17 protein-coding genes are annotated in these 17,925 nt (G+C 51.7%); 13 read left to right on the top strand and 4 right to left on the bottom strand.

What is annotated here, in order from left to right:
- The first annotated feature begins 29 nt into the window (after positions 1-29).
- From rnd to rarD, 3 genes are all read left to right on the top strand, one after another.
- The gene (rnd, locus tag AAY72_RS00180) at positions 30-1,163 is read left to right on the top strand and encodes a ribonuclease D (protein WP_057785103.1); all 1,134 of its coding nucleotides are present in this window, start codon (positions 30-32) and stop codon (positions 1,161-1,163) included.
- Positions 1,164-1,308: 145 nt separating this feature from the next.
- Entirely contained in the window at positions 1,309-2,685 is a 1,377-nt protein-coding gene (locus AAY72_RS00175) for a DUF4397 domain-containing protein (RefSeq protein ID WP_057785102.1), read from the top strand.
- Positions 2,686-2,800: 115 nt separating this feature from the next.
- Positions 2,801-3,694, top strand: a complete 894-nt coding sequence (gene rarD / locus AAY72_RS00170) for an EamA family transporter RarD (protein WP_057785157.1) — start codon at positions 2,801-2,803, stop codon at positions 3,692-3,694.
- A gap of 44 nt (positions 3,695-3,738) precedes the next feature.
- On the opposite strand, the gene AAY72_RS00165 is transcribed toward rarD, so the two are convergent.
- The 4 genes from AAY72_RS00165 to minC are packed head-to-tail and all read right to left on the bottom strand — an operon-like array spanning position 3,739 to position 7,307.
- The gene (locus AAY72_RS00165) at positions 3,739-5,460 is read right to left on the bottom strand and encodes a hypothetical protein (protein ID WP_057785101.1); all 1,722 of its coding nucleotides are present in this window, start codon (positions 5,458-5,460) and stop codon (positions 3,739-3,741) included.
- 39 nt (positions 5,461-5,499) lie between these two features.
- Positions 5,500-5,760: a cell division topological specificity factor MinE gene (minE, locus tag AAY72_RS00160; protein WP_008607670.1), complete on the bottom strand. Its 261-nt coding sequence runs from the start codon at positions 5,758-5,760 to the stop codon at positions 5,500-5,502.
- Positions 5,761-5,763: 3 nt separating this feature from the next.
- A complete protein-coding gene (minD, locus tag AAY72_RS00155; RefSeq protein ID WP_057785100.1) occupies positions 5,764-6,573 on the bottom strand; it encodes a septum site-determining protein MinD in 810 nt (269 codons plus the stop codon).
- Between the two features lie 11 nt (positions 6,574-6,584).
- Positions 6,585-7,307: a septum site-determining protein MinC gene (gene minC / locus AAY72_RS00150; protein WP_008984092.1), complete on the bottom strand. Its 723-nt coding sequence runs from the start codon at positions 7,305-7,307 to the stop codon at positions 6,585-6,587.
- A 192-nt stretch (positions 7,308-7,499) separates the two neighbouring features.
- Here minC and AAY72_RS00145 point away from each other — a divergent pair, with 192 nt between their 5' ends.
- The 10 genes from AAY72_RS00145 to AAY72_RS00100 are packed head-to-tail and all read left to right on the top strand — an operon-like array spanning position 7,500 to position 17,925.
- Entirely contained in the window at positions 7,500-7,790 is a 291-nt protein-coding gene (locus AAY72_RS00145; RefSeq protein WP_057785099.1) for a YcgL domain-containing protein, read from the top strand.
- A gap of 2 nt (positions 7,791-7,792) precedes the next feature.
- Positions 7,793-8,845: a lytic transglycosylase domain-containing protein gene (locus AAY72_RS00140; protein ID WP_057785098.1), complete on the top strand. Its 1,053-nt coding sequence runs from the start codon at positions 7,793-7,795 to the stop codon at positions 8,843-8,845.
- Positions 8,845-9,507 (top strand): fumarylacetoacetate hydrolase family protein, encoded by a 663-nt coding sequence (locus AAY72_RS00135; protein WP_057785097.1) that lies wholly within the window; start codon positions 8,845-8,847, stop codon positions 9,505-9,507. The genes AAY72_RS00140 and AAY72_RS00135 overlap by 1 nt, the downstream gene beginning before the upstream one ends.
- Positions 9,508-10,002, top strand: a complete 495-nt coding sequence (locus AAY72_RS00130) for a YcgN family cysteine cluster protein (protein WP_057785096.1) — start codon at positions 9,508-9,510, stop codon at positions 10,000-10,002. It abuts the gene before it with no gap.
- A 3-nt stretch (positions 10,003-10,005) separates the two neighbouring features.
- A complete protein-coding gene (locus AAY72_RS00125; protein ID WP_008607678.1) occupies positions 10,006-10,659 on the top strand; it encodes a mechanosensitive ion channel domain-containing protein in 654 nt (217 codons plus the stop codon).
- Positions 10,660-10,719: 60 nt separating this feature from the next.
- A complete protein-coding gene (gene smc / locus AAY72_RS00120; RefSeq protein ID WP_057785095.1) occupies positions 10,720-14,133 on the top strand; it encodes a chromosome segregation protein SMC in 3,414 nt (1,137 codons plus the stop codon).
- 16 nt (positions 14,134-14,149) lie between these two features.
- Positions 14,150-15,037 carry a cell division protein ZipA gene (gene zipA / locus AAY72_RS00115; protein ID WP_057785094.1) on the top strand — a complete coding sequence of 296 codons (888 nt, stop codon included), beginning with the start codon at positions 14,150-14,152 and terminating at the stop codon, positions 15,035-15,037.
- Positions 15,038-15,096: 59 nt separating this feature from the next.
- A complete protein-coding gene (ligA, locus tag AAY72_RS00110; RefSeq protein WP_369815324.1) occupies positions 15,097-17,133 on the top strand; it encodes an NAD-dependent DNA ligase LigA in 2,037 nt (678 codons plus the stop codon).
- Positions 17,126-17,461, top strand: a complete 336-nt coding sequence (locus AAY72_RS00105) for a DUF3392 domain-containing protein (RefSeq protein WP_057785093.1) — start codon at positions 17,126-17,128, stop codon at positions 17,459-17,461. Before ligA ends, AAY72_RS00105 begins: the two co-directional genes overlap by 8 nt.
- A complete protein-coding gene (locus tag AAY72_RS00100) occupies positions 17,458-17,925 on the top strand; it encodes a DUF2919 family protein (RefSeq protein ID WP_057785092.1) in 468 nt (155 codons plus the stop codon). The genes AAY72_RS00105 and AAY72_RS00100 overlap by 4 nt, the downstream gene beginning before the upstream one ends.

Genomic DNA, 17,925 nt, shown 5'->3' with positions numbered 1-17,925 from the left:
TTGCCGGCTTTTTACTTTGAGAGATAAGCATGTCTTTAGTTACCACCAATCAGGCGCTGGCCGATTTTTGCCGCCAGGCTATCGAACAGCCACTACTTGCCCTGGATACCGAGTTTATCCGGCAAAGCACCCTCTACCCAAAATTGGGGCTTATTCAGCTGTATGACGGCAGCCGGCTGGCGTTAGTTGATCCGCTAACTATTACCGACTGGCAGCCGTTACAGGCTTTACTGGCGGCAACAGGCGTGACCAAAATTCTGCATTCTTGCACGGAAGATCTCGAAGCCCTGGCTACCATTGGTATTACGAACATCGCACCATTATTTGATACTCAGCTGGCAGCCGAAATTCTGGGTTGGGGCGGTAGTATGGGTTATGCCAGACTGGTTGAGCAATTAACCGGCGAAGTGCTGGACAAAAGCGAATCGCGCACCGATTGGCTTGCCAGACCTCTGGCGCAAAAGCAACTTGATTACGCTGCTAACGACGTTAAGTTTTTACTGCCAGTGTATCAGCGACTTCTGGCCGAATTATCCAACAGCACAAAATTAGCCCTGCTATTAGCCGAGGGACAAACCCTGATGGCGCGGCGGCAACAACAATTGCCGGCTGAATTTAAATATCTGGAGATTAAGAATAGCAGTCAGCTAAATAGCCGGGAATTGGCTATTTTACGTGAACTGGTAAGCTGGCGTTATCAGTATGCCAGCAACAAAGATCTGGCCTTGGGGCTGGTGGTCAAAGATGCGCAGTTATTTGAACTAGCCAAGCGCAAGCCGGCTTCAGCAGAAAGTTTGTTAAACATCCCCGGTATGCCGGTGCGGGAGCTGCGACGACACGCTAAATTGCTGGTTGAGTTAATTAACCATGCTAAAACATTAAATCCGGAGCATTGTCCGCAAAAGTTCTATCATAATGAGAAATTTGCCGGTGAAAAGGTCGTATTGGCTGAAATCGGACAAGCGGTAAAGGATGCCGCTGCCGCAGCAGATATACCGGCATCATTTCTGGCAACCCGTCGTCAGTTGCACGAATATTTTAACTGGTGTTGGCGGGTGAGTGATCAGGAGCGTAACCAGCTGCCGGTACCTGAATTTTTAACCGGATGGCGCGGCGCAGTATTAGCACCTTTCTTAACACTTCCTGCACACATCGATAATTAAACTGAAATTTAACGTTAATAAAGTCGAGATGGATCAGTAGAATTTTTGCAATAATAATGTCGGTTTTTTGCACCTGTAATAGTTGATCTTTGCTCTGTACCGCGGCGTATGTTTTCGAGCAACTATCAACTGAAGGGTAAGAACAATGAAAAAAATCGTCTCACTTTCAGTCGCCGCAGCGGTAATGGCGACGCTCAGTGCCTGCAACAGCAGCAGTGATCCGGTAGTCGTACCTCCGCCGCCACCACCACCACCGGTAGTGGTCGATGCGACCTTAAGAGTGATTCACGCTTCCTCAGATGCACCCAACGTTAATGTCTTAGTAGGTGGCGAGCCGGTAATCGAAAATCTGGCCTTTGGTCAAAGCTCTGAGAACTTTGACCTGGCGCCTGCAACTTACAACGTGGCGGTAGAAGCCTTACTGCCGGGCGATGCAACTGCCTCAGTTATCGGGCCAGTAGATTTGGCGCTGGCAGAGGCGACCAACTACAAGGTCTTTGCGGTAGGTTCTGTCGCACAGGATACGTTGGAGCCGCTAGTGGTGACATCAGATGTGGCAGATTTAGCCGCAGGTAACATCCGGTTACAAGTGGTGCATGCGGCATCTGCGGCACCAGCAGTTGATATTCACGTCACGGCGCCAGATGCGGCACTGGGAGCACCGCTGGATACACTTGATTTTAAAGAGTTTACCGGAGCCATCGATGTTGCCGCCGGTAACTACCGTGTACGCATTACATTACCGGGTCAGGATATGGTAGTGTTTGACTCTGGTCCTCTGGAGTTAGCTGCTGGCACCGACTTAGTGGTGGCAGCGATTAATAACCGCTTCTCTGGCGATTCACCGGTTTCCTTACTGGCGGTAACGCCAACGGGTGAAAGTCTGGACATTCTGGATGCAAATACCACAGCCTCAGTGCGGGTGGTGCACAATGTGTCAGATGCGCCAGCGGTAGATGTCATAGCTAACGATGCCATCAAATTGGTCGAAGCCTTGTCCTTCCCGGACTTCACGGGCTATCTGGGTGTCGCGCCCGATACCTACAATGTGAAAGTCGCCGCTAACGCTAACAACGATGTGGTGGTGATTGACGCTGATTTACCGTTAGAAGCCGGAGCATTTTACAGCGTGTTGGCAGTAGGTTCCTTGACTGAAAACACCATTGAGCCCCTGGTACTAGCAGACATGCCACGCCGTATCGCCACTGAAGCTCAAGTGCGTATTGTACACGGCTCGACGTTGGCAGGTCCGGTAGATATCTATGTTACCGCAACCAACGATATCTCAACAGCGACACCCGCTTTCGCGGCTGTGCCATTCAAAGCCGATACCGGCTACGTGTCTCTGGCCGCAGGTGACTATGTGGTAACTGTTACACCGGCAGGCTCAAAAACAGCGGCAATTGGCCCGGTAGCACTTAGCCTCGAGGCTAACAAGATTTACACCGCTATCGCGCGCGATGGTGAGGGGTTAACTGCAGATGTTGGGCTGATTCTGATGGACGATTTTGTTCAGGAATAAACAGCAACGCAACGTATTGTGCAATACATGACAACAGCCGGCACTCGCCGGCTGTTTTTTTCGACCCAAGATGCCGAGTCCGCGTATAATTGCCGCCTTAATTATTGGAGTCGGTATGGCGTTAACGCGTGAACAAAAATTAGGCGGCCTTTTTGCAGCCAGTGCTTATACATTATGGGGCATAGCGCCACTATATTTTAAACAGATTGACGTTATCCCGGCACCGGAGATCTTGCTGCACCGAATCGTCTGGTCTTTTTTGTTGTTGTTTATCGTATTGTTACTGTTAAAACAGGGGCGCGAGACGCTGGCAGTGCTGGCAAAACCTAAACTGCTGGCCTGGCTTTTGTTGTGTGCCGTGTTGCTGGGGGGTAACTGGGGGCTATTTATATGGGCGGTAAATAATAATCATATGCTGGATGCCAGCCTGGGTTATTACATTAATCCGCTGCTGAATGTGCTGCTGGGCATGCTGTTTCTCGGAGAGCGGCTGCGAAAGTTACAGTGGTTAGCGGTTGGCTTGGCTTCGGTAGGTGTACTGTGGCAGATAGTCGGTTACGGCGCTGTACCCTGGATAGCACTGGCACTGGCAAGCTCGTTTGCGGTTTATGGGCTATTGCGTAAAAAGCTGGCCGTAGATGCGATAAAAGGGCTCTTTATCGAATCCTTGTTACTATTACCTTTAGCGCTATGGTACTGGTGGTCTTATGCTGCCAGCCCTGCGGCGAATTTATTCGAAAACAGTGTGGGCCTGAACCTTTATTTGATGGCTGCCGGTCTGGTTACTACGGTTCCTTTGCTGTGTTTTATTGCGGCGGCCCGGCGCCTGAAGTTATCAACGATGGGCTTTTTCCAGTATATCGGGCCGACCATGATGTTTATTTTCGGTGTTTGGCTATATCAGGAACCTTTTGCATTAGAGCGGTTGTTTACCTTTGGTCTAATCTGGCTGGCGTTATTTTGCTACAGTATTGATGCCTGGTGGGCTAATCGCCGGCGTAAGGTATAAAAAAAGCCGGATATTATCCGGCTTTGTCTGATACGCGGCTAATGTTACTCGCCGACTTTGGCATCAGAGTTAATTACGATACCATGCTGGTCGATAGCAAATGACATGCCCATTTGCATATTGGTTTTTAACATCGACTCCAACTCAGCGGGCAGCGGTTGTCCGGAAAGTTCTGACATCTTTGCCATGGCGCTGAAAAACTGCTGATAGTCCATACCAAAACTAAATAAACCATTTTTACTCAGTGGCTCTTTGGCAATGGTGGCCGCCTGCGTTTTCGCTTTCTCACCAACATAGAGTAACAGGTGCTTGTCGGTAGCTTGTAAACGCACGTCTAAACCCAGCATGGCGACGGGTGGGAATAGCTCTGCAACGGATACCTCTTCACCGGCTGCCGGTAAGGTGATCCCCGCCAACGGTGGTAGCGTGGCCTGGGCATTGGTCAGCAGAGCTTGTGGATTATCTGCAGATAAGGTTAGCAGTGCATCGGCCTGATTTGGCTGGCCGGTTGCCGGATCCAGACTAAAATCATTAATAGTTACCGATAAACCCTGTAAGCCATTGGCGGCCATACCGGCCATCGCCAACATCATTAGTGGGTTCTGGGCTTTCATCTGCTGTTGCACTGCCACCAGAGGTTCACAGCTTACGCTAAGATCGGTCATGCCAGCCCAGAGCTTGCTCACTGCAGGCGTTAACTGGCTAATTTCGGCGCCTAACCCCATATAAAACATGCTGTCCGGTAAACCACCGTTTAAGCTGGCGGGGATAAAACCTTGCAGGCCTTGTAAGCCTTCCAGTGCAATCTGGCTGGTGGTGGGGAATAACATCTTCGACCGCATATGCAGTTTGCCAGGCGCTTGCTCAACCAGTTCAGCATCCATTACCAGACCAGGCCAGGTTTTACTTAACATCGCCATATCAGCTTGACAGGCCGGGGTGTGCCACACTTGCAGCGCTTCCGGTAAGCCTTCGCTAAAGGTCAGCTGTAAATCGCGTGCCAGCTGGTTACCATCAGTAGTGGTCAGCGCCTGAGCCAATTGTTCGGTGCTCAGATAACCGATACCGTCAGCTTTCAGCTGATATTGCTTTACCATCGCCTGTAACTTACCGCTATTGAGCAGGTTACTGGCCGGTTGCTGTAATGCCAGACTCTCGGCACGGTGGCTCTCTGACAGCGCGCTATGATGTAAGGCTATGGTACCCCAACCGCGTTCTACGCTAACCAGCAACTGCGCACCAGCGAGCTGCTCATCTAAACTATAACTGCGGAAATTGTGGCCATTTAGATTCTGTTGCTCAGAAGCCAGACCACTGTTAGTTGCAGCTTGTTCAAACATCGCCCAAAAGGCCGCTTCGTCCGCCAGTTCAAAGCGGATCACCGGAGCAGCACCGACCATATAGGTCAGAGAGCGGGTTTGCGCAGCGATACCTGTTTTCTGGACAAAGCTCTCTGGCTCACTCAACGCTTGTAAGTAGTTTTGCAGCAAGGCAATACCAAATTTGCCGGCACTAGATGATTCAGCGGCCAACTGGCTATAGACCTCGTTCATTTCCGGATTCAGATACATCTCCGGCGATAATCCCAGACTTTTCAGATAGGACACGATATCCAGTGGAGTCAGTTGTGCAGACATCAGCACCGTATCGGCAGGGATATAAGCCAGCTCTGGAAAATCCAGTTGCGTAGCTGATGAGGGTTTTAAAAAGTAATACCCGGCGACACCGGCTGCAACCACGGCGGCTGCAATTAACGTTTTTTTCATTGTCTGCTCCTTTGACAGATAAGATAAGAAAAGCGCTACTTAGCGCTTTTCATCAGGGAAGGTGATATTAAGTTCCAGTACCGATAACTCATCACCACGTTGCTCCAGTGATACTGCAACCTGGTCGGCCGGAATATCAACATACTTGCGAATCACTTCTAAAATATCGCGTTCCAGCTGCGGCAGGTAGTCAGGGCCGCTGCGGCGCTTGCGCTCATGGGCAACAATAATTTGCAGGCGCTCTTTGGCTGTGCTGGCGGTATTTTTTTTAGTTGAACGAAAATAATCCAGTAACGACATTAGTTAGCCTCCAAACAGCCTTTTAATAAATCCTTTTTTCTCCACCGTCAGAAAACGGAACGGCACGGTTTCACCCAGTAAGCGTTTCACCGTATCCAGATAAGCCTGACCGGCATCACTCTCTTCATCCAGGATCACTGGTTGGCCAGAGTTAGATGCATTCAGTACGGCCTGGGATTCCGGGATCACGCCAACCAGTTCGATGGCCAGGATTTCTTTCACATCTTCAACACTGAGCATCTCGCCTTTGAGCACCCGCTCCGGGTTATAGCGCGTGAGCAGTAAATGCTCTTTAATGCCATCCAGACCCTGTTCAGCCCGGCGTGATTTGCTGGATAACATACCCAGAATGCGATCAGAATCGCGTACTGATGACACTTCCGGATTGGTTACTACTACGGCTTCGTCGGCAAAGTACAATGCCATCATGGCACCCGACTCAATACCCGCCGGAGAGTCACAGATAATAAAATCAAAGTCGGCAGACAGTTCATTTAATACCCGCTCCACGCCTTCTTTGGTTAGCGCATCTTTGTCGCGGGTTTGCGACGCCGGCAGAATAAACAGATTCTCGACCCGTTTATCTTTAATCAGCGTTTGTTTCAGATTGGCTTCGCCATTGATCACATTGACAAAGTCGTAAACTACGCGCCGCTCGCAGCCCATAATTAAATCTAAATTCCGTAAACCGATATCAAAATCGACAATCACGGTTTTTTTACCGGCTAATGCCAGGCCTGTACCGATAGCGGCACTGGAGGTGGTTTTACCGACACCACCCTTGCCAGAGGTAACCACAATAATTTTTGCCATAGTGACTTTCCTTACACTAATTCTGAAATGACTAAACTTTCGCCCTGCCAGCGAATGCAGGCTGGTTTACCCCAAAACTCGCCTTGCAGGCTATGACTAAGCCAGTAATTACCGGCGATTGAGACCAATTCGGCCTGCATGTTGTAACAATAAATTCGCTTGCTGCTGTCGCCGCTGGCGCCGGCAATCGCCTTACCCCGCAGCGAACCATAAATATGAATATTGCCATCGGCAATCACTTCGGCTCCGGCGCCAACTGCACCCTTGATAATTAAATCGGCACCCTTGGCGTAGATTTGTTGGCCGGAGCGGACATTCTGTTCCACAATCTTGCTGTCCATCGGCTGTGGTTGCACCACGACTTGCGTCGGCTTTACCGCAGCCGCTGGCGCTGTCTGCGCTGATGGTTCGGTGGCTTTGGCTGCCGAGGCTTTTCCGGCCTGCAACACCGCCAGGCCCGCTTGTTGGGCTGCAGTCTTTTGCTCTGCATTGGCGCCAGTAACACCTACCAGCACCAGTTTTAACTCAGTAAATAACTGTTTCAACGCCACAAAATCGGGCCTGCTATCATTATCCTGCAGGTTAATGACGATCGGAGCCTGGTAAAAGAATGCTGGTGCCTGAGCCAATTTGGCCGTTAACAGGGATTGCAGACTGCTGATACTAAGATCGGAGCAATGTAACACGGACAAAGGGAATAAACTGCCCTTTAATTCTAAGGAGTGTTCAGACATAAAAGTTCAGCGCTTTTACTATTATTATTAAGCCGCTTGCGCGGGATCTTTGGATTCTGGCGCTGGCTAAAATTAACCAACCTCAGCCCCATAATTTCTGCGCTGCCATTCACGGTGGTCGATGCGCATAACCTGCGGTTCATGTTATAGTCTTGCTATCTGTTAGGCAAGTTGGCGAAGTAGTTTTATTCTATGTTATCTGCTGTATATCGTAGCCCGCGAAAAGAGGGCACCTACCTGTATGTCGAAAAGCGGGATGACTTTAGCAAAGTTCCGCCGGCCTTATTACAAACCTTTGGCCAACCGGCGCTGATTACAATACTGAATTTAGCCAAACGGGAACATTTGGCTCAGGCTGATATCGAAAAGGTAAAAGCCGCCTTGCTGGAACAGGGCTACTATTTACAATTGCCACCACCGGTTGAAGATTTGCTGGCGGCGCATAAAGCGGCGCTGCAGCAAGCTGAAGTCAACAAGGAATAAGTATGAAGATAAAGTTGTTACACCGTCTGTTTTTGGGGAGCGCCTTGCTGCTCAGCTCTCAGCTATTCAGCCCATTGGTGTTGGCTAATGACAGTCCGGCAGCTAAACCCGATTTTGCCAGCTATACCAGCGCACTGAAACAAGAGGCACTCAGTCGCGGTTATGACGCCAGTTTACTTGACGCTGTGTTCAGTAGTCTGCAGTTCCATGAGCGGGTTGTCAGTGCTGACCGCAGTCAACCGGAAGTGGTTGAAACACTCGATACTTATCTGCCAAAGCGGGTCAGCGAAACGCGGATCCGGATGGCGCGGGAGCGTTATCAGCAATATCAGCCACAATTGGAAGAAATCGGCAAACGCTATGGCGTGCAACCGCGCTTTATTGTGGCGTTATGGGGATTGGAGAGCAGTTTTGGCCGCTTCCAGGGCAACTATTCTATTCCTTCTGCGCTGGCAACCTTAGCCTACGAAGGTCGGCGCGAAACCTTTTTCCGCACCGAGTTTTTTCATGCGCTGGATATTCTGGCGCAAGGCCATATTGATTTAGACAATATGAAAGGCTCCTGGGCTGGCGCCATGGGGCAAAGCCAGTTTATGCCAAGCTCTTTTCTGTCTTATGCCCAGGACGGCGATGGTGACGGTAAGAAAGATATCTGGACTAATGAGCTGGATGTGTTTGCCTCTATTGCCAACTATCTCAAGCAGCAAGGCTGGGATTACAGCAAAACCTGGGGGCGCGAAGTGAAGTTGCCGGCCGGTTTTGATACCGGACATGCCATTCAGCGTGGCAGTCTGGCGCGCAATGAATGGCTGGGCCGCTGGAATGCCTCGGCGCGCAGTATGGCAGCCTGGCATCAACTTGGCGTACGCCGCTTAAATGGTGAAGTGTTGCCACAGCGTGATATCTCTGCCGCCCTGGTGTTGCCTGACGGCCCGACCGGCCGGGCTTTCCTGGCTTACGATAACTATAAAAGCCTGATGCACTGGAACCGCTCTTACTATTTCGTCACCAGTGTTGGTTATCTGGCTGATCTTATTGTTGCGGAGCAAACTTAATGTACCAGCATCAGGATTGGCGAGGTCAACCTATCAGCTTACCATTGGGTAAAGTGGTGTGTATTGGTCAGAACTATCAGGACCATATTGCCGAAATGCAAAGTAAAACAGCGCCGGAAGCCCTGTTTTTTATCAAACCTGCGACTGCGCTGGTGCCATTGGCGCCGGCTTTCACTATTCCGGCAGGACGCGGTGAAGTTCACAATGAGCTGGAGTTGGCAGTATTAATTGCCAAGCCACTGAAAAACGCCAGCTTTGCTGAAGTGAATGAGGCGATTTGGGGTTATGGCCTGGCGCTGGATTTGACCTTACGTGAGGTGCAGGCCAAACTAAAGCAACTTGGCCGGCCGTGGGAAATTGCCAAAGGCTTCGACGGTGCTTGCCCGATGTCACCGTTGATTCCAAAAGCACAGGTACAACACCCGCAGCAACTGGATTTTAGTCTGCAGGTTAACAGTGAGCTGCGCCAGCAAGGGAACAGCGCCAATATGATCCGCGGTATTACCCAGCTGATTAGCGAAATGAGCCAACATTTTACTCTGTTGCCCGGCGATCTGGTACTCACCGGCACGCCAGCAGGGGTAGGGCCCTTGCAGGCCGGTGATACCCTGACCCTGACGCTGGCTGATTTACTGAAAATTGATAGCCGGGTAGAGGTTTAAATGAGCCTGACTGAACGCTTCTGGGAGCAAAAAAGCTTAAGCGAAATGAATGACGCTGAGTGGGAAGCTTTATGTGATGGCTGCGCTAAATGTTGTCTGAATAAATTTATTCATGACGACGAGGAAGAAGGTCCGACCGCTGAGCTTAAACCAGATGAAGAGGTGGTGTTTACCAATATCGCCTGCCGCTATCTGAATAGCCATAAATGCGAATGTACCCAATATAGTCTTCGTACTGTGTTGGTGCCGGATTGCATTAAGCTGACCAAAGACAATCTGAAAGACATCTTCTTTATGCCCAACAGCTGTGCCTATCGGCGCTTACATGAAGGGCGTGGTTTGCCGTCCTGGCATCCGCTATTAAACGGCGGCAAGAAAAGCCTGATGCATAAAAAACAAATGTCGGTACGCAACAAAACCATCTCAGAGGATATGGTGGATCTGGATGATTTTGAAGACTATATCGTTAGTTGGCCGTTAAATGATCTGGATTAAATGATGAGTGTGGAACAATCGATCATTGCTGACAGTGAGATCCTGAAACAACTCAGCGGTTATATGAGCCCAATGATGGTACAGCTAGGTTTATCGCTGCTGGCGGTACTGGCTTATATCATCGTCAGCCGCCGGCTGGTGCCATTGATCTATGGCTTGCTGGCCGGTGGCCGGATGCGGCCTGAGATGAATAAAAGAGCCATTGTCGTTTTTCATATCCTGCTAATGCTGCTGTTGCTGGTGGTGCTAAGCATTATCTGGGGCGTGGATATCCGTGGCTTGCTGGTGCTGGCATCGTCAATTATTGCGGTAGCCGGTGTCGCCTTATTTGCGTCCTGGTCGCTAATCAGCAACGTAACCGCTTTCTTTATTCTACTGGGGCAGAAAGACTTTGCCGAAGGCAGCAAGGTGCGGATTATTGATGGTAATAATGCGCTGGAGGGTGATATTGCTGAAATCCATTTGTTTAACACCGTGCTGCGCACCAAAGAGCAGGAGCGGGTGATTTACCCAAATAACCTGATTGTGTCACGCCCGGTCGTAATTATCAGCGCGGCACAAGCACCGGTGCGTAAGACTATTGATGTGGTCGCCAAAGCAGAGCGTTGGCGTAAAAAAAATCTGCAAAGTCAGCCCGTTAATCGAATTAGCAAGTGACAGGGTGCGACAAAATGGGTAGATTTGTCGCTATAACTCTAAGCAGAATACAGCAGCCGGATGCGCTTAAAACAGATCAAACTGGCAGGTTTTAAATCCTTTGTTGACCCCACTACAGTGCCGTTTCCGCAAGCGATGACGGCCATAGTGGGGCCAAACGGCTGTGGCAAATCCAATGTCATTGATGCGGTGCGCTGGGTGCTGGGTGAAAGCTCGGCAAAAAACCTGCGCGGTGATGCAATGACCGACGTGATTTTTAACGGCTCGGCGCAGCGCAAACCGGTATCACAAGCTTCAGTGGAACTGGTGTTTGAAAACACCGCGGGCCGTTTGGCCGGCAATCTGGCGGATCGCAGTGAAATTGCGATCAAGCGCGTCGTGACCCGCGATGCCCAGTCGCTGTATTTCTTAAATGGCAGCAAGTGCCGCCGCCGCGATATTACCGATATTTTCCTTGGCACTGGCCTGGGGCCCCGCAGCTATGCCATTATCGAACAGGGCATGATCTCGCGCCTGATTGAATCTAAACCGCAGGAGCTTAGGGTCTTTATTGAGGAAGCCGCCGGCATTTCCCGCTACAAAGAGCGGCGGCGCGAAACCGAAAACCGCATTAAACATACCCGGGATAATCTGGATCGCCTGACCGACGTGCGCGAAGAGCTGGGTAAAAATATCGATAAACTCAAGCGGCAGGCAGCTACCGCACAGCGCTATAAAGAGCTGAAAGCGCAGGAACGCACACTGCGTGCCCAGCTGACAACGATTAAATGGCTGGGCTTTAACGACACGCTAAATAAACTGGAACAGCAGCTGCGCGAGCAGGAAACCGAGCTGCAGAAATATCAGGCGGCGCAGGCGGGCGATGAGCGGGTGCTGACCGAATTACGTGAACAAGCCAATACTGCACGGCAACAGCAGGAGCAGTGTCAGCAGCAGTATTATCAGTTGGGTAACAGGATCAGTGCGCTGGAGCAGCAAATTGTTGGCCAGCGTCAGCAACAACAGTTACTCACACAGCAGATCCAGCAAAAGCAGCTGAGTCTGGCCGGTTTTCATGAGCAACAGCAGCAGGAGCAGCAGCAACGCGCCGAGCTTGAAGCGCAGCTGGAAGAGCTGATACCGGAACTGCTAGTGTTGACTGAGCAACAGGAAGAGTTACAGGCTCAATTGCTGGACGCGACGGAGCAGGCAGCCGAGGCACAGCTTAACTGGCAAGACTGGCAACAACAGCATTATCAGCGCCGCGAGCAACTGCAGCAGTGGCGGCTGCAACTGCAACATTGGGCGCAGCAACAACATCAGTTGGCCGCACAGCAACATAAGTTAACTGAACAGCTGGCCCGGCTTGAGCCTGAGCAGGCAGAGCAAGAGCTGGCGCTGGCAGAAGCCGGGCACCATGAGCTGGCAGAGCAAGTCGCGGCATTGCAGCTAGAGCAGGCAGAGCTTACTGCCGCCCTGGCGCAGCAGCAACAGCTGAGCGCGCAGGCAACTCAACAACGCCAACAGTGGCAAAACCAACAGCAAGTGTTGAGAATAGAGCAACAACGTCTTAGCCACAGTCAACAGCAAGCCGGCAGCAGCGGACCTTTACTGGCAGAGCAGCTGCAAATTGCCGACGGCTGGGCGCTGGCTGTTACGCTGGCACTGGGCGCACTACAACAGGCTGAGCTGGCTGCTCATGATGACGGCAAAGCGCTGTATGTCACCGCAGCGACTGGCGACAAAGCGGTGCCGGCTAATACCCTGGCCAGCGTGGTGCTGTCAGGGGTGTATCCGGATTATTTCCGGCAGATTTTATTGGCGGCGGATGAAGCGCAGGCGCTAACGATGCTGGCACAGCTTAAGCCCGGACAATCGGTGATCTGTACACAGGGTAAATGGTTCGGCGCTAACTGGGGCCAGCAAAGCCAGGTGTCGCTGACCGATAGCCGTTTGTTACGCCAAGAGCGGTTACAACAATTAGGGCAGGAGTTAGCTGAGGTTGAGCAGGAGCTTGCAGCCGCTGCGGCAGCCGAGCAACAACAGCTTGAGTTGCAAAAACAGGCACAGCAGCAACTTAGCCAGCTTAATGCAGCGCTCAGCAGCCAGCAACAAACCTTGCAGCAACAGCATACGGTGGTGCAGTTAAAACAGCAGGCGCTGCAGCAATTAAAGCAACAGAGTACACAGCTGCAGCAGCAGCTGGCAGAATTACAGTTACAGCAACAGGCGCTGGCGGCAAGTGCAGAGCAAACCGAACTTCAGCTTGCTGAAGCGGAGCAAGAGTATCAGCAGGCGTTAACGCAGGAACAGCAGTTACAGCAACGGCAGCAACAGGCGAGGGCACAGGAAGAGGCGCTGCGCCAGCAATTGCAACAACAGCAAGGTCAGCACAGCCAGCTGCAAATGCAGCAACGGCTCTGTCAGCAGCAATTGCAAAGTGTCGAATTGAGTTTAAGCCGCGCAGCCTTGCAACAACAGCAATGGCTGGAACAACTGGCCGAGTTGCAGCTACAGCTGGACGAACAACAGGATCCGGCATTGCAACTGCAAGAGGAATTACAGGCAACCTTGCTGCAGCGCAGTGACGCCGAACAGGCGCTAACCAGTGCCAATCAGCAGCTAGCCGCTATCCAGCAACAGATCCGTGAGCTGGAGCAGGGGCAAAGCGGCATTACCCAGCGTTTAAGCAGCCAGCAAAAAGCACTGGAAAACCTGCGGCTGGATGCGGAAGGCTACCGGATCCGCGCCAATAATATGCTGGAGTTGTTGCGTGAGCAGCAGGTGAATATGAAAGAGGTGCTGGCTGAATTGCCGGCCGACGCCGATGAAGCACAGTGGCAGCAACAGCTGGATAAGACTGTCGAAGCAGTCAGCCGGCTTGGCGCGATAAATCTTGCAGCGATTGAAGAGTATGAGCAACAGGCCGAGCGCAAAGCCTATCTGGATGCCCAGCATCAGGATCTGACTTCGGCGCTGGAGACGCTGGAAACCGCGATTCGCAAAATCGATCGCGAAACCCGACAACGCTTTAAAGAAACCTTTGATCAGGTAAACGATGGTTTAAAACAGCTGTTCCCGAAAGTCTTCGGTGGTGGCAGTGCCTACCTTGATTTGACTGACGACGATTTACTGGAAACCGGGGTAAGTATTATGGCGAGGCCGCCAGGTAAAAAAAACAGTACAATTCATTTATTATCGGGTGGTGAAAAAGCCTTAACCGCTTTATCATTAGTGTTTTCAATATTTAGATTAAACCCGGCACCGTTTTGTATGTTAGACGAGGTTGACGCTCCGTTAGATGATGCTAACGTAGGGCGCTTCTGTAATCTGGTGCGGGAAATGTCGGATACCGTACAATTTATTTATATCAGCCACAATAAAATTGCTATGGAAATGGCTGCGCAATTGATGGGGGTGACGATGCAGGAACCCGGCGTGTCACGCGTGGTCGCAGTAGATGTGGATGATGCTGTCAAACTGGCAGTAGCCTAATGAAAAGGTATAACAAATGGCTGACGAGTTGCGTTTGGTATTAATTATTATCGGTGCCCTGGTATTGGGGGCGTTGTTTTTACACGGCTTATGGACGGTGCGCAAAAACAGTAACAAGGTGCAGCATCGTTATCATCCGGAAGAGGACAGCAAAGACGAACGTCCGGGTGAAGGTTTTGACGAATATGGTATTGGTCAGGTGCGGGTAGTTAAAGGCGCCGGTAAAGGCCAGGCGGAGCAACGCAGCAAGTTAGTGCCGCCCAGAACCGCGACCAAACCCACCAGCCGGCCCATTGATGTAAAACGGCCAGCCGAACAAACTGACTTGTTTGCTGAGCCGAAAGAGCCGGTGCTGAATTTCTCGGCACTGGATGAAAAAAGTATTCCTGAGCAGGAAGAGCTGCTGCCGGAAGACACTGACTATGGCTATGATGAAACGGTAGACGATGAACCAACGCAAGAAGCAGAAGCCGCGCCTTCAGAGGTGTTGATCCTGTATGTGCTGGTGCCTGAGCAGCAACAAATTGGTGGTCAGGAGCTGCTGTCAGTACTGACCATGCTGGGCTTTAAATACGGCGATATGGACATCTTCCACCGGCATCAGGACAGTGCCGGTACCGGTGAGGTGCTGTTTAGTCTGGCGAATATGTTTAATCCCGGCACCTTTGATATTGAACGTATGGACGAGCTGAGCACCCGTGGCCTGAGCCTGTTTATGACACTACCCGGACCGGGCGAACCGCTGCAAAACTTTAACCTGATGAATAACGCCGCGAAAAAGCTGGCGGAAGAGTTCGGTGGTCAGGTGTTAGACGGGCAGCGTAGCGTGCTGACGGTGCAAACCGTGCGGCATTATGTCGAGCGGATCCGCGAGTTTCAACGGCAACAACTGATCCGCGGTTGATTGCCAGGCTTTAATCTAACGGCAGGATTTTCCTGCCGTTTTTGTTGGTGAGTTTGCAAATGATGTCTCCTGAACAGCAAATCGCTCAGCTGCGCCGGCAGCTGGAACAATATAACTATCAATACTATGTGTTAGACGCCCCCAGTGTGCCGGATGCCGAATACGATCGGCTGTATCGCGAGCTGCAACAACTGGAACAGCAGCATCCAGAATTGATTACCGCCGACTCACCGACGCAGCGGGTTGGCGGCGCACCCTTAGCCAAATTCTCTCAGGTTAGCCATCAGGTACCGATGTTATCGCTGGATAATGCTTTTGATGACAGCGATTTTCTCGCCTTTGTAAAACGGATGCAGGATCGGCTGGATTTTGCCGGCGATTTTAGCTTTTGTGCTGAGCCTAAGTTAGACGGCCTGGCGGTCAGTATCCGTTACGAACACGGCGTGTTAGTGCAGGCGGCAACCCGCGGCGATGGCAGCACCGGCGAAGATATTACCGCCAATATCCGCACCATCCGGGCGATCCCGCTGCGCATAACCGGTGAAGTACCGCCGGTACTGGAAGTGCGCGGCGAAGTCTTTATGCCGATCTCCGGCTTTGAACGGCTGAACACTGACGCCAAAGCGCGGGGCGAAAAAGTCTTTGCTAACCCGCGTAACGCCGCAGCCGGCAGTTTACGGCAATTAGATCCGGCTGTTACTGCGAAAAGACCGTTGATGTTTTATGCCTATGCGGTCGGCCAGCTGGATGATCCCGGCATGCTGCTGAATAACCGCTGTCATTATCAGCGTCTACAGCAGCTAAAAAAATGGGGGTTACCGGTTTGCCCGGAAATCCGGTTAGTCGAAGGGGCAGAGGCCGCACTGGCGTATTATCAGCAGATCCTGGCCAAACGTTCGGCACTGCCTTATGAAATTGATGGTGTGGTAGTCAAAGTCAGCAACTTGGCACAGCAACAGGCGCTGGGCTTTGTTGCCCGGGCGCCGCGTTGGGCTATTGCCTTTAAATTTCCGGCGCAGGAAATGCTAACAACCCTGTTGGATGTCGATTTTCAGGTGGGCCGTACCGGCGCTATCACCCCGGTGGCGCGGTTGGAGCCGGTTAATGTCGGCGGCGTAATGGTCAGTAATGCCACGCTGCATAATCAGGACGAAATAAACCGCTTAGGTGTACAAATTGGCGATAAAGTCATTGTGCGCCGCGCCGGTGATGTGATCCCACAAATTGTGGCCGTGGTGATGGAACAGCGGCCGGCGGATACCCGACCAGTCATCTTTCCGGATACCTGCCCGGTTTGCGGCTCGGCGGTTGAGCGGGTGAGTGGTGAAGCGGTTGCCCGCTGCAGTGGGGGCTTGTATTGCGCGGCACAGCTGAAAGAGTCACTGAAACACTTTGTCTCGCGCAAGGCGCTGGATATTGAAGGTCTGGGCGATAAGCTGGTTGAGCAGTTAGTAGAGCAGCAACTGGTGAAAACACCGGATGCGATCTTTGAGCTGGATATGCCGTCTTTAGTTGGCCTGGAGCGGATGGGCGAGAAGTCGGCATTAAAGCTGTTAAATGCCATTAAAGCCGCCAAAAGTACCACCTTGCCGCGATTTATTTATGCCTTAGGGATCCGGGAAGTGGGTGAGGCGACGGCGCTGAATCTGGCCAATCATTTTGCCAGCCTGGATGCGCTGATGGCCGCCAGTATCGAGCAACTGTTAGCGGTTAGCGATGTTGGCACTGTCGTTGCTGAGCATTTGTATCATTTCTTCCGTGAGCCGCATAACCAACAGGTGGTCAGCGCCTTACTGGCGCAGGGCCTGCATTGGCCGGCGATAGCGCTGCAACAGGTCACCGAGCAGCCGTTAAGCGGCCAGACCATCGTATTAACCGGTACTTTGAGCAGTATGGGCCGCGATGAGGCCAAGGCGTTATTACAGCGGCTGGGAGCCAAAGTCTCCGGCTCGGTGTCAGCGAAAACCCATGCCGTGATTGCCGGTGAAAATGCCGGCTCGAAACTGGCGAAAGCCAGTGAATTACAGGTACCGGTTTGGGATGAGCAACAGATGTTGGATTTGTTTAAGCAGTATGGAGTGAGTCCGGATGCCTGATTGGTTAGTGAGCTTATTACTGGACTGGGGCGCCTTGTTCCGCCCCTATGTGCGCGATATGGCGCTGGCTATGGTCGCAACCTCGCTAGTGGTGTTTGGTGATGAGCTAAACCAGATCGTCCGCCGGCAAACGGCTCACTGGCACTTTATCTGGCGCACCGGTATTTTTGTGCTGCTCTGTGCGTTCGGTTATGGTGCCCTGACCTTATTTTTAACCCCGCTGGTGGCCAAGCAGCTGGGACAATTAAGTAACTTATGGCTGCCGTGGATCAGTTTAGGGGTCTTTGTGTTGCTGGGTATTTTGGCGCAGCGGCGGCGGCAAGCGTGAAAGACTGGCCTTTGCTGGACAAATACGGCCTGGTGCCGATACCGCAGCGCTTTTACTGGTTACTAGTGTTGCTGTTACGGCCCTATTTAAGCTGGGTGATGGTGCTGACCTTACCGCCGCAGCAAAAGGATTTACTTAAACTGTTCTATCCGCAACAGCAGGACTTTTTAATTGCCTGTGTTATTGCCTTGCCAGTGCTGTTGGTAGTAGCGGCACTCAGTCAACGTAGCGATAAACGCAGTGCTGCCTGGCGTCCGATCTGGCGTGTGAGTCGCTGGATACTCTTAATCAGCTGCCTGGCCGATTTGGCTTACAGCCTCTATGATCTGCCCGCCGACGTGATTCTGGATGCGCCCTGGCGTTTGGTTTCGGTGATCGGTTTGGGGCTGGGCGTTTTCTGGTTAATCCGCTCGAAAACCTTGCCACAGATCTTTAGCGAATGGCCGGAGCCGGTGGTGAAATAA

The sequence above is a fragment of the Alishewanella sp. WH16-1 genome, assembly GCF_001441695.1.
In the GTDB taxonomy this organism is placed as follows: domain Bacteria; phylum Pseudomonadota; class Gammaproteobacteria; order Enterobacterales; family Alteromonadaceae; genus Alishewanella; species Alishewanella agri.
This window is presented reverse-complemented; position numbering and strand designations above follow the sequence as displayed.